Source organism: Vreelandella sp. 2A-K22, assembly GCF_054065485.1.
Genome location: NZ_JBSUGC010000001.1, coordinates 462251 through 486701 on the forward strand (window position 1 = coordinate 462251; position 24451 = coordinate 486701).

The 24451-nt window shown below is 53.0% G+C and carries 18 protein-coding genes and 1 tRNA gene; 7 read left to right on the forward strand and 12 right to left on the reverse strand.

What is annotated here, in order from left to right:
* Positions 1-10 precede the first annotated feature (10 nt).
* Entirely contained in the window at positions 11-1048 is a 1038-nt protein-coding gene (locus ACW17M_RS02185) for a TRAP transporter substrate-binding protein (protein ID WP_190374341.1), read from the reverse strand.
* A gap of 298 nt (positions 1049-1346) precedes the next feature.
* Between ACW17M_RS02185 and ACW17M_RS02190 the strand changes: the two genes are divergently transcribed.
* Positions 1347-2738: an FAD-binding oxidoreductase gene (locus ACW17M_RS02190; protein WP_457546831.1), complete on the forward strand. Its 1392-nt coding sequence runs from the start codon at positions 1347-1349 to the stop codon at positions 2736-2738.
* A gap of 14 nt (positions 2739-2752) precedes the next feature.
* Here ACW17M_RS02190 and ACW17M_RS02195 read toward each other — a convergent pair whose 3' ends face one another.
* Positions 2753-3718, reverse strand: a complete 966-nt coding sequence (locus ACW17M_RS02195) for a LysR family transcriptional regulator (protein WP_457546832.1) — start codon at positions 3716-3718, stop codon at positions 2753-2755.
* A gap of 107 nt (positions 3719-3825) precedes the next feature.
* On the reverse strand, positions 3826-4821 hold the full coding sequence (locus ACW17M_RS02200; protein WP_022521381.1) for a TRAP transporter substrate-binding protein: 996 nt from the start codon (positions 4819-4821) through the stop codon (positions 3826-3828).
* Between the two features lie 144 nt (positions 4822-4965).
* Here ACW17M_RS02200 and ACW17M_RS02205 point away from each other — a divergent pair.
* Positions 4966-5042, forward strand: a tRNA-Arg gene (locus tag ACW17M_RS02205).
* A 294-nt stretch (positions 5043-5336) separates the two neighbouring features.
* Here ACW17M_RS02205 and ACW17M_RS02210 read toward each other — a convergent pair.
* From ACW17M_RS02210 to ACW17M_RS02225, 4 genes are all read right to left on the reverse strand, one after another.
* On the reverse strand, positions 5337-6323 hold the full coding sequence (locus ACW17M_RS02210) for a DUF4365 domain-containing protein (protein ID WP_457546833.1): 987 nt from the start codon (positions 6321-6323) through the stop codon (positions 5337-5339).
* 1433 nt (positions 6324-7756) lie between these two features.
* Positions 7757-9652: an ATP-dependent nuclease gene (locus tag ACW17M_RS02215; RefSeq protein WP_457546834.1), complete on the reverse strand. Its 1896-nt coding sequence runs from the start codon at positions 9650-9652 to the stop codon at positions 7757-7759.
* Positions 9653-10190: 538 nt separating this feature from the next.
* A complete protein-coding gene (locus tag ACW17M_RS02220) occupies positions 10191-10322 on the reverse strand; it encodes a hypothetical protein (RefSeq protein WP_457546835.1) in 132 nt (43 codons plus the stop codon).
* 303 nt (positions 10323-10625) lie between these two features.
* Entirely contained in the window at positions 10626-12800 is a 2175-nt protein-coding gene (locus ACW17M_RS02225) for a TonB-dependent receptor (RefSeq protein WP_457546836.1), read from the reverse strand.
* 247 nt (positions 12801-13047) lie between these two features.
* Here ACW17M_RS02225 and ACW17M_RS02230 point away from each other — a divergent pair, with 247 nt between their 5' ends.
* Positions 13048-13905 (forward strand): ABC transporter substrate-binding protein, encoded by an 858-nt coding sequence (locus tag ACW17M_RS02230; protein ID WP_457546837.1) that lies wholly within the window; start codon positions 13048-13050, stop codon positions 13903-13905.
* 59 nt (positions 13906-13964) lie between these two features.
* Here ACW17M_RS02230 and ACW17M_RS02235 read toward each other — a convergent pair whose 3' ends face one another.
* The 5 genes from ACW17M_RS02235 to ACW17M_RS02255 are packed head-to-tail and all read right to left on the reverse strand — an operon-like array spanning position 13965 to position 19546.
* Positions 13965-15188 carry an ABC transporter substrate-binding protein gene (locus ACW17M_RS02235; protein WP_457546838.1) on the reverse strand — a complete coding sequence of 408 codons (1224 nt, stop codon included), beginning with the start codon at positions 15186-15188 and terminating at the stop codon, positions 13965-13967.
* Positions 15181-16224, reverse strand: coding sequence for a CobW family GTP-binding protein (locus ACW17M_RS02240; protein ID WP_457546839.1), 1044 nt, complete (start codon positions 16222-16224; stop codon positions 15181-15183). Before ACW17M_RS02240 ends, ACW17M_RS02235 begins: the two co-directional genes overlap by 8 nt.
* Positions 16225-16265: 41 nt before the next feature.
* On the reverse strand, positions 16266-16568 hold the full coding sequence (locus tag ACW17M_RS02245) for a hypothetical protein (protein WP_035581522.1): 303 nt from the start codon (positions 16566-16568) through the stop codon (positions 16266-16268).
* A 39-nt stretch (positions 16569-16607) separates the two neighbouring features.
* Positions 16608-17972 (reverse strand): amidase family protein, encoded by a 1365-nt coding sequence (locus ACW17M_RS02250; protein ID WP_457546840.1) that lies wholly within the window; start codon positions 17970-17972, stop codon positions 16608-16610.
* Between the two features lie 53 nt (positions 17973-18025).
* Complete coding sequence (locus tag ACW17M_RS02255) at positions 18026-19546, reverse strand: NCS1 family transporter (protein WP_457546841.1); 1521 nt, start codon at positions 19544-19546, stop codon at positions 18026-18028.
* Between the two features lie 345 nt (positions 19547-19891).
* Here ACW17M_RS02255 and ACW17M_RS02260 point away from each other — a divergent pair, with 345 nt between their 5' ends.
* From ACW17M_RS02260 to ACW17M_RS02275, 4 genes are all read left to right on the forward strand, one after another.
* Positions 19892-20923, forward strand: coding sequence for a GntR family transcriptional regulator (locus ACW17M_RS02260; RefSeq protein ID WP_457546842.1), 1032 nt, complete (start codon positions 19892-19894; stop codon positions 20921-20923).
* A 428-nt stretch (positions 20924-21351) separates the two neighbouring features.
* A complete protein-coding gene (locus ACW17M_RS02265; RefSeq protein WP_027957865.1) occupies positions 21352-22233 on the forward strand; it encodes a polysaccharide deacetylase family protein in 882 nt (293 codons plus the stop codon).
* A gap of 55 nt (positions 22234-22288) precedes the next feature.
* Entirely contained in the window at positions 22289-23647 is a 1359-nt protein-coding gene (locus ACW17M_RS02270) for an MFS transporter (RefSeq protein WP_457546843.1), read from the forward strand.
* Positions 23644-24432: an SDR family NAD(P)-dependent oxidoreductase gene (locus ACW17M_RS02275; protein ID WP_457546844.1), complete on the forward strand. Its 789-nt coding sequence runs from the start codon at positions 23644-23646 to the stop codon at positions 24430-24432. The genes ACW17M_RS02270 and ACW17M_RS02275 overlap by 4 nt, the downstream gene beginning before the upstream one ends.
* Positions 24433-24451: the final 19 nt, after the last annotated feature.

Sequence of the window (24451 nt, forward strand, 5' to 3'; positions counted from 1 at the left end):
GAGTGGGCACTTACTTCACTTCCTCCTGGATGCGTTGCAGATAGTCGCCGAACTGATCACCATACTTTTCATACACCGGGGCAACGGCTTCCTGAAATGCGGCGATATCGGGCGACTCATTAATTTCCATACCTGCCTCAGCTAATTCGGCTAACTGCTCGGCTTCCATGATGGCATTTTGTTCTCTGGCATAGCTAGAAGCTTCGCTGGCGGCGTCAAGCACGATCTCCTGAACCTCCTCTTGAAGGCCGTTCCAGGCGGGTAAACTCATAATGAAGATCGCTGGCGCATAGATATGCCGTGTCATGGTGAGGTAGTCCTGGGTTTCCGCCAGGTTAAAGGCATGGATGGCGTTAACCGGGTTTTCCTGACCATCAATCGTGCCTTGTTGCAGGGCGGTCAGCGCTTCTGTCCAGGCCATGGGCACGGCATTGGCGCCGAGTTCCCGGAACGTATCCACATAGACCTCGTTCTCGATGACGCGCAGTGTCAGGCCTTCGAGATCCTGGGGCGCATTAATCGCGTGCTGGCTATTGGTGATATTGCGAAAACCGCGCTCAGCAAACGCCAGCCCTTTAAGGTTCACATTCTCTAATTTACCCAGTATCTCCTGGCCGATCTCACCATCCAGCACCGAGTAGGCAGATTCGGCGGAAGGGAAGAGGAAAGGCAGCTCAAACACTGAGAACTCATCAACGAAGTTGGCCACGGGCCCGTTGGTGATCACGCCCATATCGACAGTGCCGATCTGCATGCCTTCCAGAATGGTGCGCTCGTCTCCCAGAGAAGCGTTGGGGAAGATCTCGACAGAGACCGCGCCGTCGGTCTGTTCGCTGACTAACTGCTGAAACCGCTCGGCGGCGATATGGTAAGTATCTTCTGTATTTACCACGGTCGCTAAGCGCAGATTGGTAGGCGTTATTTCCTCGGCGTGGGCCATTAGCGGTAAACCAAGCAGGCCAGCGCATAGCAATATCAAGTTTAACTGTTTGAATTTACTTGTATAACAGGATGCGGCGTGAGCGGTGAAGCGGGCGTTGTGATTCACATTATCTCCTAGTGGTGGCTGTTCTTATTGTCTTATTGGGCTTCATCTATATCACATCGAACTAACAGGGCAAATTACTTATTTTCATTCCGCTATTCGCGATAATAATCCAAAAAATCTTTATAGATCTGGGGCTTGAGAGTGGTGATGGTTAGCGCTAGCCTGCAAACATTACGATTGATTAAATGCCTTGGAAGGTAATTGTAAGGCTTAGTCGGTGGCTAAGTCTTGCTGCCCTTGTTCTTGCTAACCATTTTCTTACTAACCATGGCAACGCCAGCTAAAACAGGAATAACCAATGGATAAGTTGCTTAACGACCTAGTAGCGGTAGTCGGCCCAGAAGGCGTGCTGCTCGGTGAAGATGTCTCCCAGCGTAGCGTCGACTGGTTTACCGGGGCGCCCTGTCGTGCCAAAGCCATTGTAAGGCCCCGCAACACCGAACAGCTTAGCAAAGTCATGGCCTTATGCTATCAGGCCGACCAGCTGGTGGTGACCCATGGCGGCATGACCGGCATTGTGCACGGTGGGGAAGCCAGCCCTGAGGAACTGGTGGTTTCCTTGGAACTGATGAACCAGATCGAAGAGATCGACCTAGTCGGCTCTACGATTCAGGTTCAGGCTGGGGTGACGCTCCAGCGTGTGCAGGAAGCCGCGGCGGAGATCGATATGCAGTTTCCGCTCGACCTTGGCGCCCGGGGCTCGTGCACCATTGGCGGCAATATCGCCACCAATGCGGGCGGAATACGGGTCATTCGCTACGGCATGATGCGCCAGCAAGTGCTGGGGCTGGAGGCCGTACTTAGCGATGGCACCGTGGTCAGCTCGCTGAACAAAATGCTCAAGAATAACGCTGGCTATGACCTCAAACAGCTATTTATCGGTAGCGAAGGCACGCTGGGTATCGTCACCCGCGCAGTACTCCGGCTGCAGCCACATATGCCCAGCGAGCAAACCGCATTGGTTGCGGTGCCCTCCTTCGATGCCTTGACCCAGCTGTTACGCAGGGTCTCCCAAGAGCTCGCCAATAGCCTTAGCGCCTTCGAGGCGTTGTGGAATAGCCACTACAAGCTGGTGACCACCGAGAGCGGCAAGCACGCGCCCCCGCTGGCCGACGACTCGCCTTTCTACGCGATCATCGAAACCCTGGGGCTAGATGACGCCCAGGATGCGGAGCATTTCTCTGCGATTCTGCAAAAGGCGATGGAAGACGGCTTGATCACCGATGCCGTGCTAGCCAGTTCCGGTGCCCAGCGCCAGGGCATCTGGGCGATCCGGGAGGATATCGAAGTGCTGGTGCACGAGCTGAAGCCGATGTTCTCCTATGATATCAGCCTGCCGATTCCCCATATGGACGCGTACGTTGATACCCTGGAACAAAACCTCAAGGCGCAGTTTCCCCAAACAGGTAAAATGATTGTGTTCGGCCATCTTGGAGATGGCAATCTGCACATTATGATCACGGTGCGCGACGACAGCTCGCAGAGCCGCCGCCAAGTCGAGCAATTGGTTTACTCGCCTCTAAAAGAGTACGGCGGCTCGATCTCTGCCGAGCACGGCATTGGTCTCGAAAAACGCGATTACCTCAGTATTTCCCGCTCCAGCGAGGAGATCGCTTTAATGAAGCGCATGAAAGTCGCACTGGATCCCAAGCTACTGTTGAATCGAGGCAAAGTCGTGGCGGTGGAGTGAGTTTGGCGGTTTGATTAAGGGTCGCCCAGGGCGGAGGGGGCTGGTGTCATCAGCTCCCGGGTTAATTGCCGCAACCAGTGTATGCCAGAATCGTGATCCTTCCTTTCATCCCAGCACAGGCAGACTTTGAACGCCGGTACGTCCAGGGGCAGAGCGTAGAACTTCAAGCTATTGTTGCGGCAAATGACCCTGGCCGCGCTCTCTGTCACCACACAAAGCAGTGCTGTGGATGCCAATATTTCCTGCAGAGGATTGATGTAGGGCGTCTTGGCGACGATTTTCCGCTCTAACCCCAACTCCCTCAGTTTTTCATTAATTAACAGCGGGCTGTCTTCACGATGGGACAAAGCGACCTGGGGGGAGTTTAAAAAAGCCTCAAGGGTAATGGCGCTACTCTCGCCATGAAATGTCGCATCACCCACACAGCCAATCACATCGTCAAACAGGTACTCATGATGCGAGGTGAGCGGCAAGGTTTCGAACTGCACCACCGCCAGGTCGATATCGTGCTCTTGAAGGACTTGTTGAGCACCTTCTGCGCTCGCGATGCGCGTGGAGAGCATGTTGAAACACAAATCTGGCGCGTGTTCCAAGCAGTGCTGAATAAGCTTGGGTTGTAGCTGTTGGCTGACATAGTCCACCAAACTGACCCGAAACTCCCGCTTTGATGTGGCAGGCGAAAACTCGTTACTACTGTGAACTGCCTGATCAAGGTAGAACAGCCCTTTGGCTACAGCTGCATCCATCTGCCGGGCAAGCGGGGTCGGTTGCATGCCGTCCAATGTCTTGATGAAAAGCGGGTCGTCCATTAATAGGCGGAGCTTTTTCAGCGAGTGACTAACGGCCGGTTGCGTCAGGCAGAGCGCTTGTGCGGTGAGCGTCAAACTCCTTTTCCAATACAGCGTGTGAAAAACCAATAGTAAATTGAGGTTTATCTTATTGAGCCTGTTCGCTAGCTTCGTATGGGTGGTGTCAGCCATCAGGCGTGTCTCTTGATTGGAAGGGCCGTCCCGGCGCGGGAACGGCCCTCAGCCCCTGCTGTAAAAGCACTGTATCTAATGTCGGGCTTGCCTCGATGGGAAGCGAATTACTTGAGTGCTTCCTGGATGCGCGGCAGGTAATCACCGAACTGTTCGCCGTATTTCTCATATACCGGCGCAACGGCGGCTTGGAAGGCCTCCATATCGGGATCGTCGTTGATCTCCATGCCTGCATCGCGCAGGGCCTGCAGCTGTTCGCTTTCCATCTCTGCGTTCACCTGGCGCTCATGCTCCGCTGCTTCCTGTGCCGCTGCTAGCAGTACCTCTTGGGCGTTTTCAGGCAGTTGGTTCCAGGCGGGCATACCCATCACAAAAATCGCCGGGGCGTAGGTGTGGCGGGAGAGGGTCATGTAGTTCTGGGTTTCGTCCAGGTTGAACGAGTGAATGACGTTCACCGGGTTCTCCTGACCATCAATGGTGCCCTGCTGCATGGCGGTGAGGGCTTCAGTCCACGCCATGGGAATCGCGTTGGCGCCCAGCTCGCGGAAGGTGTCGGTGTAGACCGGGTTTTCCATCACGCGGATACGCAGGCCGTCCAGATCTTCCGGCGAGTTTACGGCACGCTCGCTGTTGGTCAGGTTACGGAAACCGCGTTCGGCGTAGGCCATGCCTTTCAGGTTCACCTCAGAAAGCTTATCAAGCAGCTCCTGGCCAATCGGGCCATCGAGCACTTCGTAAGCGGCTTCCGGGGAGGGGAACAGGAACGGCAGTTCGAATACCGCCATCTCTTCGACAAAGTTGGCCACCGGCCCGTTGGTAATCACGCCCATATCCACGGTGCCGATCTGCATGCCCTCTAATAGCGTGCGTTCGTCACCCAAGGTGGCGTTGGGGTAAATCTCGATATCTACCTTGCCGTCGGTGCGCTCTTCCACCAGCTCTTCAAATTTGGTGGCGGCGATATGGAAGCCATCCTGCTCATTGACCACGTGGGCCAGGCGCAGAGTGACGGGATCCATATCAGCAAAATCAGCGGCGTTCGCGGCGCTTACCAGCGCCAGTGAGATGCCCAGTGCCAGCGTGCTACGTGCAAATGTTTTCATATTATTGTGTTCCCAATGGACTAAGGTGCAGAAGTGCTCCCAAAGCATGCACCACACCAGGGAAAACGGTCAATTGACTAAAGGTACTCAAGCGCCATACGGCTGGACACAGCGCCCCGGCACAGTTACGATACGCACCCACAAGCGCCCGTAGCTCAGTTGGATAGAGTATCGGCCTCCGAAGCCGAGGGTCGCAGGTTCAAATCCTGCCGGGCGCGCCAAACATCAGAAAAAGGGCCTGCGAGAAATCGTGGGCCCTTTTTTTTGGTATTGGCTGCGATCGGCCAAAATCTGCCTTTAAGGCAATGCTGACATAAAGCCAGTGTTAATGTGCGCCGACGGAGCGCAGCGAAAGTGTCGTCAGTCGATCACTTTGTTAAAAATTTAATTGGCAAAGGGGCCACCATTTGGCAAGATTGTTCGTGGCGACCCTATGGCCCCTGAAGAGTGATGGCGTATCAGACTTATTCTGATTTTTCGCTCAAGTCTTTTCCAGCTGTAGACGGTCGCCATATTTATGCTGCCTGCATACCTCTCCGCGGCTCATATACTGAATAGAACCATACTTTCTGTTTCTCCCGATCACCATAATCTGTGTCGAGGATTCTCTGACGCTTCAGAACAACTTGAACTACCGATTGGTGTCGATGGGGGAAAGTGACATTAGCCCGAAGCCCTAAGTAGTCCACAATTCGTGTCGCGCCACTCGGTAATCGATCTACTCTTGCATGCCCCAAATAGGCTGTATTCGCATTCTGCAAGATCATCTGGCGTGCCGCACCTAATAACAGCCACGATTGAACAATGCGCTCCGGTGATCGACCTATCCGCGTGATATGCTTCCAGCCAACTCGATTCACAGCTATGAAACCGAACTCATCATGAAAACAGGCTTCATGATCTTCACGCCAACGTTTATAAAACTCCCATGCATCGCTTCGTAACGACTCATTACGTCCGAGTTGGATAGGTACTTGATCTTCTCTCTTTAGCTTGATGGTCATTAATTGGCGGTCAGAAGGCCCTGGCCCACACAACGAGTGAAAATCGCCTTTAGCATGGTGGCCAAATCTTTGGCTTTTCGGAATCATTACTAAGCCCTGATTAGTGGGTGATATGCAATCACTCCTCAAATCTACCCACCATGCAGGTGGAGCCTTTCTAGATATCGTGTCGTCCACGAAGATTAGAACAACCGGCCCTGGTACTTTTTTCCAACGAGGTAAATGTTTTTCCAGGTATCCCTTACCTAAACTTATACATAGATGATCCGGGTATTGCTTCTGATCTTGACGGTAGCCGTCACCACCGCATTTCACCTGGACAAATACCACCCCTCCAGTATCAGCCTGATGCTTGCTTCCCTTTCGCATGAGGATGATTCCGTCAACAGCATCATCATTTTGAGCAGCATATTCTTGCCATCCACTTTCCCAGTCTGTCTCGACTATTCTTTGGACAAGATTTACCCCAATTCGCTCTTTCGTTCTGTTGTTTGCCATAAGGTTTTTAACAGCTATTAGACTGCCCATTCTAAGATTGGATAAGTATTTCAGTACGTTTGTTCGACAGATACAGCCTGCGAAATTCGTTTTAAATGCATGACAGAAATAAAATTATTTTCATTAGAAATCATATTAAACAAGAGGCGCCTGCTGCATTTTACTACATTATCGAAACCAGGATATTCGTGGGGACTCATAACCCGCTATCAGCCCCAGAATGTGCTCTATGTCTTCGTCGGTGTCTAAGTCGTCCTTAATCAGGAGCGGTTCGATATGGGATATCAAAGGGTCTAGAATTGCTTGCGTCAAAATATGCAGTCGACGACCCAGCACTGAGAAAAATTTCTCGTCAAACTGCAGAACACGGCTACGATATCTACTAAGCGCTCTCACCTTCAGAGCATCTCCAGGGGTAATGACACTGCCACAATGAACGATGGAGTGACGTAGCTGCCAAAGTAACTGAAGCTCTTTGCAAGCAGAATCAGAATAAAAACAGTGTGTGGGTAGCACTGCTCTAAAGTAAGTATTCACTCGGGACGGGTCATGCCATCCTGGCATTGAATCTGCAATAACATCACCAGAGTCAGCGTCACCGTAGGCATTTCCACCGGCTAATGTTCTCAAAATGGTAACTCTGCAGCCGATCTTATCAAGAGCCCTGGCTAAGTCAGATTCGGAGTGGCACTCATACATGAACCGCCACTCAATAAGGTCGGAGAACTGACGCCTCTGGAATGTTTCGAAATGACTCATTACTAGTGCAAAAGTGGAGTTTGCAATTCGCGAATATGAATCAGCACTATCTTTTGTTAGCGCACCATTCTTTTTCCGTGAGAACGACCGCAAACAATGATTAACTGAGTCACAAAGTTCAACAACTTCCCTTAGGAAGGTTGTTCCCGGCGACTCATTGCCAATGGACGCGATGGGGAGATCGGCGGCAGGAAAGTAATCTGTCAATGGTTTTTTGAACATCACTATGTCACATTCAACAGGTGTATTAGATGGCGTGCCTTACTACTAAATGATCGCGCCATAACGTTTTTCGTATAATGACTAATAGCCAAGGCGGTTACAAGCTTATGCGCCTTGAGCTTATTAACTAACATTGGTCTATATATCCAAAATTTGAGCGCCTAGCGCTGTCCCAAAACGACCACTTTGGGTCGGTAGCAACTATGCATGAGTATCCCTGTTTCGGCCAAGAGCGGACATTTTTTTAACGCCATCGTTTTAGCCCTTATATTTCCCTGCCAGGCAAGCGAGCACAAATCAATAAGAAGCAGAGTCGGAATCATTCTTGAACACCGCAAATTTTGCGGCCATTGTGGATTTACCTTTAGTCATGTTTTAACTTCCTGAATTCATAGAATGTCGGCATAGACAGGACTCATCTATCTTGAATGACTTACTACAGTGTGGGAAGATTATTTCATGCATAGTTCTTTACCTTCCGCTTTAGTCAAGATATTTAGAAGCATCTCTGGCACGTTTCCTTGGGCTTGAAGGGTCGCCGTCCGGTATGCGAGTTGATTCTTCGCAAGGCTTATACCTGCCTCCGCTTCAACTGTTTCGCAAGCTGAAATCCATTCTGACCAGTTTGCCTGCATGAATACTTCAAGATGATCTTCAAATATAGCTACTTGATCAGTCACTTTAGAAGATGGGAAATCTTCTTCAGCTAGACCAAAGTACTTCAATGCAGCACGGTTCTGCTTTGCATTATTGTTTCGCTCGTCATCGATCTTTTTTTGGTTTTTCCCGTTCGACTTCCCTCGCGCTTCAGCTCCTCCATCAGCATCAAAAAGTGCGTAAACAGGGACGCCAAGCGAAGACAGAATTGCATGTGCGAGAGGAATAGACGTCTTAGCTCCTACTGGAACAACCGAAATGCCAGCTGCTTCAAGTGAACCGGATGCAGCCCTATCACCAATGCCATAAAAAACAGATGATTCTGTCGAACCTTCCACAAGGAATGCACGGCTCGCGAAAAGTGCTATGGAGAGTTGATCAGCTATGTTGTGGTCAAGCCTACGATCGACTACTTCAGCATCCACAATACCGTGCAGCTTGGCCTTTACATTAGCAACTGTTGCGTAATGAACAGAGACTACTGGAGTCTCATCAGAAGTCCTTGTTAACCGTCTGACTTGATGAAAGTGCCGCGCCTCAAGGAAGTAAGGACTATGAGTTGCATAAGTCACTTGAATACGTTTATCGGCGTCTTCAGTGAGTGATCGTAGTACTTTTGCGAACGCCTGCGCCTGAATGGGATGCTGGAATAGTTCAGGCTCTTCAATTGCCAAGCAGATTACTCCTTCTGCCGACGCCGAACCGGACTGCGCTAAGAGTTGGAGAGCTGATATTAAAATTGTGCGCTGAAAGCCATGGCCTTGTCGTTCTACAGCTGTCTCGGTTGCGCCATCAAGCACCGCCACCTCAAATGTGGTTCGTGGAGCTTTAAGCTCCACCTCAGAAGGAGAAATCGTGACAGCACGCCCAGGTGCGTAAGAGCTAATAACATTGTTAAGCCGTAGGGTCATATCATCCAGTTGTGTTTTAAACTTATCTGAATAGACCGCTTGCTGCTTTAACCGTGCTTCTTCTACGATCTGGGCGACTTCCTCATCCGCCGCAGTACGATCAACTGAGCGCTCTAGGATTCTCGCGATGATACTTGACTTTCCATCAATCGATTCTTCGCTCGCTCGAAGGTCAGCAGTGACTAAAACAAAGTCGAAAAGACCGCTCATCTTGCCACCACTATTGAAACCGAAAAAGTTTGTCTGTAGGGCTTCGGGAGCATCAACCAGTTGATCTGTGTGTGATGCCTCCCATGACATCATCGCCTGTTCAACAGCTGTGCCGGTAGTAGCTGCGGGTAGTTCTAACTCTGGTTTACTGCGTCGTAGTTCAGCATACAAATCCTTCTTCGCTGTGGCATTGCCAGCTGCTTTAATTACATTAAATTCTAAAAATCCCTTCGCATTGGCAGAAAGCACATCGGAACCATCAGGAGACCAGCACTTCCAAGCAGTGAAGGTAGTTACATCTTCTGGCGCGTACTTGCCAAGCGCCTCACGATCCTTCTCTGTAAGGCCATAAAATGTGACCTGAACCTCGATATCTTCGTCGATTGCGCCAAATGAGCAATCTTTATCTGTTAGCGAGCCAGACTTGCCGTTGAAAAACCAATCTAACGCACGTAGCACTGTTGATTTTCCTGCACCGTTCGGCCCAATAAAGGTCGTAACGGTGTCAAAAGGAATAGTCACGTCTTTGAGCGTGCGAAAATTCTTTATACGAACTGATTGGATTTTCATTTTTGTTTCTGCCCCTTGGACCTAATATCAATTCAATTACGAGATTCAGCTACACGTTATTGAAGATTATTTATTTGGTTTTAAATTTTTTTATTACAGCCGTCGCAGTTTTGTATTACTTCCAACCTAAAGTTGAATCATTTTTTATCAGTTAGATAAATAATTGAGGCCAGAGTAAAATTTAATGACCGCTCAGGGTCGTTTTCAGTCTTGGCTGCATAGCTATACGCTGCCTTTTAGCTTTCGGGCACGGCCCAATTCCTACTGAAATTAGCCTAGCACAAGCTGCCGAAGTAGGCTGAGGCTCGTAAGCTTTTCTTTTCAACGCTCCTTCGTGGCCTGCTGATTACGGCATACATTTTTCTAGCGTTGGCGCGACGCAGTCTTGATCAGATGGGAGCTGGGGAGCAAACACGAACCCCGCGTAAGCTCTTGAAAGCCAAAAGGCGAGGTCATGTACTTATGGTCATCACACTGTTAGCTGCCAGTATGAGGGCTGAGGGCGAGAGGAGGCTAAATGCTAGATCAAACACAAGGCTTAAGCCGACATAAAATCATTCCAGCGCCTGACCAAATAGTTATGCTCATCCATGACGGTATTCCACACCGCGATACGGCTCATTCTTGTCTGGTAGTCTCCGCCGTCGCGGATTTCGCCTCGATGAATCATATCAGCGGTGCCATCAGGGCCCGGAAGGCTCTTAGCGGCAGGTTTTCAGCTATACCAAAAGTCCCACTCTGCAGTGGATAAGTGAGGGCGGGTCAGTTCTGGGGTGGAAATGTAATAGCCTTGGCGGGCCATGATGGCGCCGGGCCATCCAGAGATCCACCAGTTCAGGTAGTCATAGTCAGCATCTAGCGTGCGACTAATCGGTAATACATAAAATAAGCAAGTCTAATATAAGCGTGCCGCAAACAGTGAGGGCGCTTCATAGGAAGCGCCCTCATGGTAACGGGAAAGAGGGTGCGTTACTTAAAACTCGACGGTCGCCGAAAGCTTGAAGGTGCGCGGTTCGCCTTGAATCAAATAATTCGCAAAGGACGTCGAGGCGCCTGACCAGTAATTTTCGTCGGTAACGTTGTCGATGCCTGCGCGCCAGATCCAATCAGCGCCACCGACCGGCGTGGTGTAGCGCAGGCCAAGATCGAGGCGTGTCCAGGAATCCAACTCCAAGTCGTTGGCTACATCGGCGTACTGCGAGCCCGTGTGCAGGACGCGACCAGTGGCAGTGAGACGCTCGACGAAGGGCGTGTCCCATTCGCCACCAAGCACAAAACGATACTCAGGAACGCCCGTGGCGTCATTTCCTTCGTTGCCATCCTGTGTTTTGGTGAGTTCGGCATCTATCCAGGTCGCGCTACTGAACAGGCGCACTCCTGTCGTCGGCTCACCGTAAAGGCTTAGCTCCAGGCCGCGATTACGCTGCTCGTTATCCAGGTTGCCGACGCCATCGACGACCGCTGCAGAGGGTAGCTCGATCTGGAACAGGCTAATGCCACCGCCTAGGTTGCCGTAGTCGAACTTAGCGCCCACCTCTTGCTGCTCGGCATGGGCAATGCCCAAGTGCTGGCCAAAGTTCAGCGCTGTGGTATCGGTGACCGTGCCGCCATCCCGCAATGCTTCGACGTAGTTGGCGTAGAGCGAGATATTATCCGTGGTCTTGAACACCGCGCCGACAGCGGGGGTTACCCGACGATCGGCATAGCGATTGCTGCTGCCGTCGTTAGGACGTTCGTCGATCTCGAGTTCCTGATAGCGTGCGCCCAGCGTCAGCAACAGTCGGTCATCGATGAATCCAAGCGTATCGCTCAGCGTGACCCCTTGGGAGCGTGTGCGCGTCACGCTACCCCCCACGAAAGGCGTGCCATCCGGGCGAGATAAATCGACAGGATCGTAGATGTTGGTCGTGCCTGCCGCGAGGAAATTCCAGTCCGTGTCGAACTTGCGATAGGCGCTAGAGTAGCCAACGGTGATGTCATGGCTAACCGGGCCGGTCAACACATACCCACGAAGCCCCGCCTGGCTGGCGACGTTGTCGATATGGTTGTTGGTCTCGAAGTCGTTGACACTGGCGTTACCCGCGTCATCGGTAAGGCGCGGAGTCGCCGACACGATGCCTTCGAGCGTGCGGTTACCCCCCAAGGCCGCGAAAGCGGTCCAGGTGTTGGTGAGGTCATATTCGCCTCTGACCATGCCGAAATTGGTTTCTAGCTCGGTTCCACCGAAAGAGGGGGTGTAGTTCAACGAGGAATCCGGCGCAGCGGGCACCTGAGTGGCCGCGCCGGTGTTGACGCTTGAACGGCCGCCATCCAGGGTGAGCTTTTGATGACCGACATCGAACAATATCCGGCCTTTATCTCCACGGTAGTCGAGCCCAACGACAAAGGAGGTATCGCGCTGGTTTTCGTCATCAATGGCGTTGTCACCACGGCCGCGCATGGCACTTACCCGTGCCCCCCATTGCTTTTGATCACCATAACGCTGGCTAGCATCGACGCCCACTTCGCCGTAGCCATCGGAGCGGTAGCCACTGGATAGATTGAGCATCGGGTCATCCCCCGCATGCTTGGGCTCGATGTTGATGGTGCCACCAATTCCGCCGCTCCCGCCGATGGGAATGCCTGACGTAAAGGCGCTGGCGCCTTTGAAGACTTCGACGCGCTCGGCAAGGTTGCTGTTGATGATTTGTCGTGGCAGTACACCGTAGAGGCCGCCATAAGCCACGTCGTCACCGTTCAGGTCAAAACCGCGCACTTTGTACGCTTCGCCATAGATGCCAAAGCCCAGCCCTACCGATACTGAGGCATCGTTCTGAAGCGTATCGCCCAGTGTTTGGGATTGTTGGTTCTCCATCAGCTCACTGGTATAACTGATAACGTTGAAAGGCACGTCCATCGCGTCCTTTTCACCGATCAGGCCCACTCGGCCACCCGCCGCGATTTGGCCACCGGCAAAAGCCGGAGGTGGCGTATCTCCATAGGTCGGTACGGAGCCCGTGACGGTGACGGTATCCAGAGACTGATTGTCAGCACTCGTTTGCGCCCAGGCGGTCGCGGGCGTAATACCCATCGCGATCAGCGTCAGCGCGCGCAGAAGCCCTGCTTTACGGCGCTTAGCCGCTGTGTTGGAGGTGTTCCCAAGAGACATAGTGTCGATCCTATCGTTTTTACAGCAGCGCCCAGCCGCCACGTTTTTATGAAACCGATGTAAGAAAGCGGAGGCTTGGCTGTCGTGCCATGGTCACCTTTCCGGTATGGCTTTATATGATAAACAAAATGAGATGTATTAACATATGCGGATGACATTTTTCCGTACTGCCTTGCAAAAAATCCGCATTGACGTCTCAATGTGATTCCTTTTTTCTGATGCTCTCGCTGCTATGTGCCACCGGTCGATGCTCTCTTTCTTGGCTCGCTGCTGTTTAACGGCCGCTTGCTTGCTGCCCTTTTCGAGTGCCCACGCGCAGTGGGCCACTATCAACTGGACCATTGCTGAAACGCTACTGGCCATTGAGGCGCCGCTGAGTGGTACCGCTCAACAAAATGGCTACCATGAGTGGGTAGGGGAGCCAAGGATCCCCGACGGCGTTGCAGATCTTGGCCTGCGATCACAGCCCAACCTCGAACTCATGGCGCAATCGCCACCGACGCAAACGTTCACTTCGCCGATGTTCGCCAGTTTGACAGAGCGTCTGGAGAGAATTGCCCCCGTCACGTCGTTCTCCCCCTATTCACCCGGCACTCATACCTGGCAAGAGATACAAACACTCACCCGGCAGCTAGGTGAGTTGACCGGCCACCGGCTGCAGGCAGCGCAGCTAATCAACGAAACGCATGCGTTGATGGACACGCTTAGCCAACAGCGCCCCGATGCACCGCCGCTACTGATGGTGCAATTCATGGATGCCCGCCATGTCAGGGTTTTTGGCGACAACAGTCTCTATAATGCGGTGCTTGAACGAATCAATTTGACCAATGCCTGGGATCGGCCCACCAACGCCTGGGGATTTTCACTCGTGGGTATCGAAGCGCTCTACGACTTTCCTGAGGCCACGCTAGTCGTTGTCGAGCCGGTGCCCGCTGGGGTCGAAGACACGCTGGCGAAAAGTGGTTTATGGCAACATTTACCCAGCGTTAAAAACGCCACTCTGTTGCGCTTACCACCGGTATGGAGTTTTGGCGCGCTGCCTTCCGCTCAACGCTTTGCTCGGGAGCTGGTTTTTGCCCTGGTGTTACGCAACCCCTTCGAGTAAGCGATTGCGCTCTTAATCCCATTTTTCGATCAGGCCAAATGCTAGATCAAGCACCGGCCTTAAGCAGACATAAAGTCATTCCAGCGCCTTACCAAATAGTTATGCTCATCCATGACGGTATTCCACACCGCGATGCGGCTCATTCTTGTCTGGTAGTCTCCGCCGTCGCGGATTTCGCCTCGATGAACCAGATCAGAAGTGCCATCGGGGCCCGGAAGGCTCTTGGCGGCAGGCTTACCGCCGTACCAAAAGTCCCACTCAGCGGTGGATAGGTGAGGGCGGGTCAGTTCAGGGGTGGAAATGTAATAGCCTTGGCGGGCCATGACGGCGCCGGGCCATCCAGAGATCCACCAGTTGAGGTAATCATAAGCCGCATCTAGCGTGCGCCCCTTCACATGGCGTGAGATTGACATGCCACCGTACCAGGCGCGATAGCCCTCTGTTGGCGCTGCCATGCGCACCTGGATGTTGCGTTTTTTGAGGTCAGTCATGGCGGGTGACCACAGGCTTTCGATGCCGACCCGGCCGCGAACCATATCTGAAGAGGCTTGATCCTGATTGCTCCAGAAGGCGCGGAAGTGTTGCTGACGCTTAAGATTGATAAGGCAATCAATCAGGCTGTCGATCTCTGCCAGGCTGAGATTACCCAGGTCTTCGAACTCAACCAGCCCTGCGGCTTTTGCTGCCAGTGCGGCGTCTATTGCGCCGATGGCGCTGTCATTTTGCAGGCTGACCATGCCTTTCCAGCGCTTGTCCAACAACCAGCTCCAGCTCTCTTTGTTGATATCCAGCCCTTTGGGGAGCATGTCTGTGCGATAACCGAAGCTGTCCACATTGTGGCTAACAGGAAGCATGGTGATATGCCCACTTGGGCGAGAACCGTAGCTGCCATCGGGTTGAACATAGAGGAGGTTGACCGGGTTACTGCCTGCGCCCAGGGGCGCGTGGGGTGTCAGCCTTCCTGTCTTGGGGAGGTCATTGATCATATCCCAGTGTTTAATGCGATCCACCTGAATGGGTTGAATCGCATTAGCGGGCCACACGAAGTCCACGTTGTGAAACCATTGGTCATAGATATCGAAGCTGTCAGGGGTTAATACCCCCGCTTGCTGTGCGGCAACACCATCGAGCACCTCAAAGGTTAGGCGAAGGCCCAAGTCTTCCCGAGCACGCTTGCGAATGCTTTCAAGCAGCGTTACCGAGGTGCCGAGCACCCTTAGGGTAACGGGGCCTCGCTGCACATAGGGCATGGCTAGCGGTTTGGGTGATGCAGCTTCATGCATGGAATATCCTGGGGCTTGGGTGGTTGCTAACGGCATTCATGAAGGTATTCAGCGAGTCTGTCACGCACTTGGCGGTGATGCCATGAGTGATGAAAATCAGCTCCGAGATGCGGTCGTCTTTAGGCCAGGCGTCTACGTGCTCGGGTGGATGAACGGTGTGCTGAACGCCATGTATGATCACCGGGCGGGTATCCCCTTTGACATGCAGCACGCCTTTGACGCGCATGATGTGACTGCCATGGCGGTTGAGCAACATCGATAGCCAAAGGCCAAAGCACGTCCAGTCCACTTCGCCGTCGAAGCAGAGGCGGAATGACTGAACATCTCCAAGATGAGCAGCCGCGTCAGGTGTTGGCGGCTTACGCCAGGGCCCAAGCCATGTTTTTACCTCTGAGTAGCTGTAGTGGTCAATATGCGGCCCACTGCCGAATAGCTCATCACTGGCCTGCTTTAAGGCTTCCTGCCCCAATTGCTGCGCTGCCGGGTTGATGGAGTCAATCAGGCTTTGAACTTCATCAAGCTGGGCTTGATCGACCAGGTCGACCTTACTGATGACGAGTTTGTCGGCGACGGCAATCTGAGATTCCCACACCGGCTGGAGCTTGCGGCTGGCAGTGGCGTTGAGGGCGTCGACCAGAGTGAGATTGGTGCCTGGGCGCAGATGGTGCCGCAGTACAGGATCAGCGGTGATCGTTGAGGCGATGGGGCCGGGGTCGGCCAGGCCAGTGGTTTCCAGGATGATGCGCTTGAAGGGCGGAATTTTGCCGTCCTGTCGCTGTGACATCAGGTGCCGTAACGCATCTGACAGCTCGCCACGAATGGTGCAGCAGACACAGCCACTGGAGAGCAGCACGGCATCTTCGGCGATTTCTCCCAGCAGGCGGTTGTCTAGGCCCACGTCGCCAAATTCGTTGATCAGTACGGCGCTGTCGCCGAAGTCTTCACTGGCCAGTACCGATTTGAGCAAGGTGGTTTTGCCACTGCCCAGAAAGCCGGATATCACGTGAACCGGTAGCAGTGGCGTCTTGTCGTTCATTGATCGGCTCCTCTCTGGGGCAAGCTAGAAACATCTAAGCATTAGCTTAACGATGCCAGAAAATTGGCATCCAACGGGTCGATATCGCGACCGGTCATCAGCTCGGCTTGGCGCCAAATGCCGCCTAGATCCTGCACGATCTCTCGCTTGCCTGTTGCGCTGGCAATCACAAAGCTGGACGCCTGAAAATCTTCGAGCACGAGGCGATGCGGCTTGAGTACGCGGTTGATCAGTTCCGCCCGATAGGCCCTGGCACGGCGACGCTCGTAATGGGCCTGCTCAGGGTCTTCGATGTGAGTGCTCCAGTGGTTTTCTCCGCCGAATACGCCGCATAATCCGCACATAACAGCTCCTTTAACAGTTGATTCAGAGTGGCAACGGGCCTATTGGGGGGCAGCCGGGAAGCCCAAGTGATCGCTGGCGGCAAGCGCTACTCTTATGAGTGCCTCATCTTCTCCGCAAGGCGCCGTTAGCTGGATGCTGGTGTGCTGCTGGTTCTCATCAACACCGCTGGGCAGTGCGATAGCGGGGGAGTCAAGCAGGCTTGCCACCATGCTCAGCCGCAACGTGGCGAGATTCACTTCAGCGAAACGCTCTGGGTTATCTTCCAAAGGGGCAAGGAGGGGTGCCGTGTGAGCAACCGTGGGTGAGAGTAGCGTCGCCCCGGCGAGTTCATGGCGCAGCTGCGCTTGAAGTGACCGGCGCTGGCGATAAAGCGTCACTATACTGTCCGGAGCCATCTTCTGCGCACTTAATAATCGCTGTCGAACCCTTGGATCCATAGCTTCTGCAGCGTCACTTTCCAACAGCTCACGGTACTCGGTGTAAGCTTCTGCGGCGCCCAGCCAGCCGTGATGTTGAATGAGCTGCAGAGTGTCGCTCACGCTGGCAAGCTTTCGTCTGACCAGGTGAAAGCCAGCATTAATAAGCTGCTTGGCGCTGCGTTCCAGGTTTTGCCGCACGGCTTCTTCGATACGCTCGTCGTCCAGATAGGCGGTATCCAGCACGATTACCGTGCGTTCGGGGTCAGCACCCTCCCGCGTTGTAACCTCTTCTCCTCGCATGACATCGTCGATGGCCAGGCAGTCTTCCAGGGACGTCGCTATTACACCGATAGTGTCCAGGCTATGGGCTAGGGGAGTGACGCCTTGCCGACTATGGCGAGCTTGGGATGGGCGATAGGATGCCAGACCATTAAAAGCGGCGGGTACACGCAGCGATCCCGCTGTATCGGTGCCTATCGCTGCAGGGACGATACCTTTGGCGACGGCTACTGCTGAGCCAGAGCTGGAGCCGCCGGGCACCCTCGGTTCTCCCTTGCCCGGCGTATGGTGAGGCGTGCCATAGTGCGGGTTCAGCCCAAGGCCTGAGTAGGCCAGTTCGGTCAGATTGGTCTTGCCCAGGCATACCATGCCAGCCGCTGTTGCATGGCGAACCGCCGTGGCATCGTACGTGGCGGGCTTTTCAACGAGCACTCGGCTGCCAGCCGTCGTCACTGCCCCAGCAATATTGAACAGATCCTTCCAGGCGATTGGGACACCATCGAGCGGCCCTAGCGAAGCGCCGTGCGCTTGGCGCTGAGCGGCGGCCTCGGCCTCGAACATGGCGCGTTCTGGAGTGAGCGATATAAACACTGAGTCACTGTCTTTAGCCGCCGCCAGGCATTGGCGCGTGAGCATGACTGGATCGAGCTTGCCATGCTGGATGGCTTCGCCAATGGCAAGGGCAGTGCTTGGGTAAGAGACCATAAAAAGGTTCCCCGAGTTGGTCGACTGGTGCTGTAGCGATGATTATTACCAGCTTAGCGATCTTCACGCTTAAGCGCAGAGGTCGGGATGTCGTCGGTTGTCAGGCGCTCGAAGCGTTTCTGCTCGGTGTAGACCCAATTAAGACCTACTGATGTCGCCAGAAAACGATCATCAAAGTTGCTCTCTAGCTCTTCTTGAGGGTAGCGACGCAGGATCCAGGTTTTCATCAGTAGCACGTACACCACCAACGCGGTGATGAAGCCAACGGCATAGGCGTACTCTAGGAATATGAGCGCCATGGCCCCGCCCGCCAGCCAAGCGATAATGCCAGCTGGATTGAAGCCATTGAAAAAACGGAATTGGCCGGCAGGATCGTACAAGGCGGGCACATTAAGACGACGGTGCCGCAAAATATAGTAATCCGCCACCATAATGCCGCCGACAGCGGAGAGTACCGCGCCATAGTAGCTAAGGAAGGTAAACAAATTGTTCAGAATCAGCCAAGGCATGGAAGCGGTGCCGATGACACCGGCGATGACCAGGGCGACAGGATAGCTAATGCGAGGTGCACCGGCATTGACGAAGGTAAGGGCGGCCGGAATCAAGTTGGCAGCATTATTGGTAGACCACTGAGCCAATATCACCATGGCTAATAGTGCCACCATGGTGAAGCCTCCTCCCTGACCTTGAATGACGGTGACAGGGTTCCAGTCACCTGCAGCGATAAAGGATACGCCACCAATCAACGCAACCCAGGCCTGGGTCGCAGGTAAGGCCAGAAACTGTGCGACGAAGACGTTGCGATTGCGGGCGAAGAAGCTGCGTTGTCCTCCAGGTGTGCGTAGGAAGCGGGTCAAGTTGGGAATATCCACCGCTAGTGCTGACCAAAAAGCCATGTTGGCGAAGAACAGCGCCAAAGGCACTACTTGTTGATCGCCAACAAACGTCCAGATATTAATGCCGTTGGTCTCAGCTAACACGTTGAGCGTGAAGTACATCCAAACTGAGATGGCGACGATGCAGGGGGCGGCGATAGAGGCGAGTAATTCTACTGCACGAATGCCGAGAGCGGTGTTTACGATCTGCACTACCGCGAAAAGCACGTACCACAATATCCAATTATCAAACCCCCATAGGTACTCCACAATGCCGTTAAGGGCCAGGGCGCCGAGGTACGTTTGTACACCGAACCAGATGGCGGCGACCACGCCCCTGGAGACCGCAGGTAGATGCGTGCCCTTGAGCCCAAAGGGAGCACGTAAGTAGACGGCAAAAGAGAGGCCGTGTTCTGTACCAATATCAGCGGTAAGACTCATGACGATGCCAAGCACAAGGTTGGCAAAGAAGATGATGGCCACGACCTGGATCAATGGTAGGCCAGCTACACCACCCGCGCCGAGTTGGAAGGTGGCAATGATGACGGCCATGCCGATCCATAACCATATAAAGCCAAAGAAACCAATCGTTCGCTGATTCAGCCAGACCGGCAAAATGGAGGCTTCCAGCAAGTTCTTGTGGCTATTGTCTGATCCAGCCGACGTTGCTGGTTCGTTGGTATCTTTTGTAAGTCCCATTGCATTGTTCCTCTGAATTATTGGTAGTCAGTTTTGGTGACAATGGCGTGATCATTTTTAAAGTTATAAAATGTAGTATGGATACAAAAAACATTATCTGGCAAGTGGTGTGCTGTAATTCTACGGCGCAGACTGGCGTTAAATAATCTAATATTTTGTTTTGCATAGAAAAAATTACACGAAATCTTGGTGAGTATCAGTTTGAGGGTGTTTGGCAGGCTGTTGCCGGTTTTGCTCGGCTCAAAAGGCAGGGAGGGAGGTGTTAGGATATAACAATTTGAATGTACCGTTGCTTTGATGGCGATAGGTAAGCAGGCTTGGTAATCACTAGGGAAGGGTAAGTTTGTGGAGGATGTGGTTCTGACCATTGACGAGAGTTCTAACAGCATTCAAGAAGGGCAAGCTCCACGCTATGCCAAGATTCAAGAATCGTTACGTGATGCCATTCTGTCTCAGCGTTTGCCGCCCAGCCTGGTGCTGCTTGAGGGGCCGCTGGCGAGAATGTATGGAACCAGTCGCGGGCCAGTGCGCAAGGCGCTTGAGCTGTTGCATCAGGAGGGGTTGATCAGTCGCTTTGAGGGGCGCGGTTTTTTGGCAACCTCAGAGCCTGAAACGGTCACGCCGGAGCGTCAGACGCTGACGCCGGAGATGTTGGGTCTCGCCTCTGATTATAAGTCCCAGATCGATGCTCGTCCGATTTCTGACCGCATATACGCCGAGGTGGAAGAGGCTGTTGCCACATGCTTAGCCTTTGGTCATTTTCGCATCGTTGAGACGACGCTTAGTGAATATTATGGCGTCAGTCGTACTGTCGCCAGGCAAGTGCTGGGACGCCTTCGTAACCAAAGGTTGGTAGAAAAAGATAATTACTCGCACTGGTTGGCGGGGCCTCTTACTGCCCAGGCAGTGGCTGAAGATTTCGAAATTCGTGCTCTGCTTGAACCGGCTGCTCTTAGGGCTTCAGGCCCTCTGCTGGATAAAGCTGAACTAGAGGCGATGAAAGCAAACACTCAGCGCTTGATTGACCATCCTGAACTACAGAGTGCGGAGTCGATCACACGCCTTGAGCAAGATTTGCATCAGCGATGCCTGCGTCATTACCGAAACCGCAAGGCTTGCGAGATGATTGCTCAGAGCCAGCTGCCGGTCATCGTAAACCGTATGTTTTTTCAAACGGTCGGTGTGCCCCCGAACGAGCCCCTTTTGAGGGAGCATCAGTTGGTTCTTGATCATCTATTGTTTGGTGCTTTCGATGCTGCCGCTTCAAGTTTGCAAGCGCATCTCCAGGCTGCCGCGGAGCGTACCCGGCGCCGGTTAAAGGTATTGTCCGTTTTTCCTGAGCCAGACCTCCCGCCTTATCTGCTCAAAATTTCTTGAGCCGCTCTCTTTGAACGCCCCTGTTGTCCTGTTGAAGCGCTAGATACTTGCGATAAGGGCAGTTTCTAGCGCTTTGGGTTCTCTTCTGAAACGTAACCTGGATTTAAAAGTCAAAAAATGCCCAATTTTGGGGCGTTTCCATAGTTTACAGCCCTCCTTCAAAAATGTGCTGCACCATGCAGTCTAGGTTTTTGCTGTCAAAATTCATGAATTTATCGAGATTATAGTCTTGTTTTCGGGCTTTTTAGCGATTTTTTGCCTTTTTGGTGCGGTTTGAAACCATGCATTGAGCATTTTTGGGTGTCGATAATACTTCATTGACAAAAATGACTGTTGTGTCCAATCTTCAATTTATGGCGTTTGGTGACAGTGATCATTCGCCTGCTGCAAGCACACCATGACCAAGTATTAATAACGAGGTGTTCAAAATGGCTAAAAAAGAGATTCTCTGCGCATTTGGTGTTGATGTTGATGCCGTCGCTGGCTGGCTGGGGTCGTATGGTGGTGAGGATTCGCCCGACGATATTTCCCGGGGTTTGTTTGCTGGTGAAGTAGGGGCGCCGCGCCTGCTTAAACTATTTGAGCGCTACAATCTAAAGACGACCTGGTTCATTCCCGGCCACAGCATTGAGACTTTTCCTGAGCAGATGAAAGCGGTTGTTGATGCTGGTCACGAGGTTGGCGTTCATGGCTATAGCCACGAAAACCCGATCGCCATGACGCGAGAGCAAGAGCGGGACGTGCTCGACTACAACATCGAGCTGGTCACCAAGCTATCCGGCAAGCGCCCAACAGGCTATGTGGCCCCGTGGTGGGAGTTTAGCCCGGTCACCAATGAGCTTTTACTTGAGCGTGGCATTAAGTATGACCACAGCTTAATGCACAATGATTTCCACCCCTATTACGTACGCGTCGGCGACTCCTGGACAAAGATTGATTACTCCAAGCCTGCAAAGGAATGGATGAAACCGCTGGTTCGCGGCGAGGAAACCGATTTGATCGAGATTCCTGCCAACTGGTATCTCGATGACCTCCCACCGATGATGTTCATCAAAAAGTCGCCTAACAGTCATGGTTTTGTTAGCCCACGCCACTTGGGTGAAATGTGGCAAGACCAGTTTGATTGGGTCTACCGCGAGAACGACTACGCGGTGTTTACCATGACCATTCACCCTGATGTTTCGGGCCGCCCTCAAGTGCTGATGATGCTTGAGCGTCTGATTGAACATATGCAGAGCCATGAGGGTGTGCGCTTCTGTACCTTCGATGAGATCGCTGATGACTTCGCTAAGCGCAGCCCGCGCAGCTAATGCCGATAAGCATTGTTAATAATACAAAACGACAATTGAAAAGAGGGTGAAGTCGATGGCTGAGCCAAATCCAATTACGACTTCCGAGGCAAGTCAGCACGCTGATGAGCCCTGGAATGCTGTCATCACCAAAAAACAGATCGGCTATGCCTCGCTGGTTTGTTTCATTGCCTGGGTGGCGTCGGTCTACGACTACACCCTGTTTGGAACCTTACTGCCCGTGATTGCCGAAGACTTTGGCTGGAGTGCTGCCAAGGCGACCGCGATTAATACTTACGCCACGATAGGGGTATTTCTTGTTTCATTGGTCGTCGGCTTTCTGATTGACCGCTATGGGCGCAAGAAGACGTTAATCATGTTGGTGATTGGCGGTGCCGTCAGTTCTGGCCTGTCGGGGGTCGCCATTGGTGCTGCTTCAATGGTGATCATCCGCGCCTTTTCTGGCTTTGCAGTTTCTGAGGAGGTGGTGAATGCCGTCTACCTTAATGAGATCTACAAGAAGGCCAAGGGACGTGGCTTTATGTATAGCCTGGTTCAGAGTGGTTGGCCGGTAGGTGCGCTGCTGGCTGCGGGGATGACGTCACTGCTGTTACCTGTGGTGGGCTGGCGTGGCAGCTTCTTTGTGGCCGCCTGTGCCTCCATCATTGTCATCGTGATGGCCGTCAGACTTCCTGAATCGCCAGTATTTGCTGCGATTAAGGAAGTCGAACGTCGTCGTAAGTCAGGAGATGCTGAAGGAGCCGCTAAGCTGGCTGCAGAGCAAGATCTTGAAGTCGATACAGGTAGTAACTTGGGGCTGAAGGGAGTTTTTGCGCCGGAATTACGTCGCCATACTATCTCTCTATCATTGGTTTGGTTGTTCAGTTGGATGGCTATTCAGGTCTTCGCTGTGCTGGGCACGACAGTGCTAGTGGAAGCGAAGGGGGTGAGTTTTGAAAACTCTCTTTACGTGTTGATCCTGGCCAACGCGGTTGGCTTTGTCGGCTACCTGAGCCATGGCTTGGTCGGAGATCGTATCGGCCGCCGCAACACCGTACTGATGGGGTTCCTGCTGGGGGGTATAGCCAGCATCATTATGTTGCTTGGCCCGGCCAATGACAGCTTTATCTACATGATGTACGCCGTCACGCTGTTTTTCCTGCTTGGCCCTTTTGCGGCAATTCTGTTCTATATGGGCGAATCTTTCCCCGCCCACGTTCGCGGTACGGGGACTAACGTGGCCCACGTAATGGCCCCGGTAGGCGCCATTATTGGTTCAGGCTTGGTCTCCATACTGCTGACGATTGGCGTCAGTATGACCTGGGCAGCGATTTTGGCGGGCTCTTTGCCATTGGTTCTCAGCGGCTTATTGATGTTCGGTACGCGCCATGTGGATCACCTCGAAAATGATCCTATAGAGGAGGCTGTGGCATGAGCGTATTAGCGCGCGACGATGGTTTGGCAGGCAAGGTGGCCATCATCTCAGGTGCCGCTAGCGGCATTGGCCAAGCCCTTGCCGTCAGCTATGCCAAAGCTGGCGTTAAGGTAGTGGCAGGTTACTACCCGAACGACCCCCACGATGTCGAGGAAACGGTTTCCGCCGTAAAAGCCATTGGTGGAGAGTGTGTAGCGGTTGCATTAGATGTTAGAGATGCTAGTCAATGCGATCACTTTGCCCAGACGGCCATCGACACCTTTGGTGCTCTACACATCGTTGTTGCCGGTGCAGGCATTCTGCGCCAGGCACCCTTAGGAGAGCTTACCGATCAAGCATGGGACGACATGCTGTCAGTAGACTTAACGGGTGTAATGAGAGTGTTCCGTAGCGCTTCCAAGTTAATGCAGGAGGGCGGCGCGATGGTGGCTATCTCCTCTATCGCCGGTGGCGTGTATGGGTGGGATAACCACGCCCATTATGCGGCAGCCAAAAGTGGCTTAGTAGGCTTAGTAAAGTCTCTGGCAGTTGAGCTTGCCCCTCGCGGCATTCGTGTTAATACCCTGATTCCAGGATTGATCGAGACGCCTCAGTCGCTTGATCCCTTTAATTCACTGGGGCCAGACGGCTTAGCGGCGGCTGGGAAATCGATTCCATTAGGGCGGGTGGGGGATGCCGAGGAAGCCGCCCGTACTGCGCGTTTTCTGAGCAGTGACGATGCAGCCTACGTAACAGGCCAGCAACTGGTGGTCGATGGCGGCTTGACCGTTCGTTGGCCGAGCTAATCGTTTGCCTATGAAGCGA

Excerpts from the sequence above, each read along its gene's own strand:
- ACW17M_RS02250 (WP_457546840.1), bottom strand. The coding sequence starts at position 17,972 with ATGGTCTCTTACCCAAGCACTGCCCTTGCCATTGGCGAAGCCATCCAG.
- ACW17M_RS02225 (WP_457546836.1), bottom strand. The coding sequence starts at position 12,800 with ATGTCTCTTGGGAACACCTCCAACACAGCGGCTAAGCGCCGTAAAGCA.
- ACW17M_RS02200 (WP_022521381.1), bottom strand. The coding sequence starts at position 4,821 with ATGAAAACATTTGCACGTAGCACGCTGGCACTGGGCATCTCACTGGCG.
- ACW17M_RS02265 (WP_027957865.1), top strand. The coding sequence starts at position 21,352 with ATGGCTAAAAAAGAGATTCTCTGCGCATTTGGTGTTGATGTTGATGCC.
- ACW17M_RS02270 (WP_457546843.1), top strand. The coding sequence starts at position 22,289 with ATGGCTGAGCCAAATCCAATTACGACTTCCGAGGCAAGTCAGCACGCT.
- ACW17M_RS02245 (WP_035581522.1), bottom strand. The coding sequence starts at position 16,568 with ATGTGCGGATTATGCGGCGTATTCGGCGGAGAAAACCACTGGAGCACT.
- ACW17M_RS02220 (WP_457546835.1), bottom strand. The coding sequence starts at position 10,322 with ATGATTCATCGAGGCGAAATCCGCGACGGCGGAGACTACCAGACAAGA.
- ACW17M_RS02215 (WP_457546834.1), bottom strand. The coding sequence starts at position 9,652 with ATGAAAATCCAATCAGTTCGTATAAAGAATTTTCGCACGCTCAAAGAC.
- ACW17M_RS02275 (WP_457546844.1), top strand. The coding sequence starts at position 23,644 with ATGAGCGTATTAGCGCGCGACGATGGTTTGGCAGGCAAGGTGGCCATC.
- ACW17M_RS02210 (WP_457546833.1), bottom strand. The coding sequence starts at position 6,323 with ATGGCAAACAACAGAACGAAAGAGCGAATTGGGGTAAATCTTGTCCAA.
- ACW17M_RS02240 (WP_457546839.1), bottom strand. The coding sequence starts at position 16,224 with ATGAACGACAAGACGCCACTGCTACCGGTTCACGTGATATCCGGCTTT.
- ACW17M_RS02255 (WP_457546841.1), bottom strand. The coding sequence starts at position 19,546 with ATGGGACTTACAAAAGATACCAACGAACCAGCAACGTCGGCTGGATCA.
- ACW17M_RS02235 (WP_457546838.1), bottom strand. The coding sequence starts at position 15,188 with ATGCATGAAGCTGCATCACCCAAACCGCTAGCCATGCCCTATGTGCAG.
- ACW17M_RS02195 (WP_457546832.1), bottom strand. The coding sequence starts at position 3,718 with ATGGCTGACACCACCCATACGAAGCTAGCGAACAGGCTCAATAAGATA.
- ACW17M_RS02230 (WP_457546837.1), top strand. The coding sequence starts at position 13,048 with ATGCTCTCTTTCTTGGCTCGCTGCTGTTTAACGGCCGCTTGCTTGCTG.
- ACW17M_RS02190 (WP_457546831.1), top strand. The coding sequence starts at position 1,347 with ATGGATAAGTTGCTTAACGACCTAGTAGCGGTAGTCGGCCCAGAAGGC.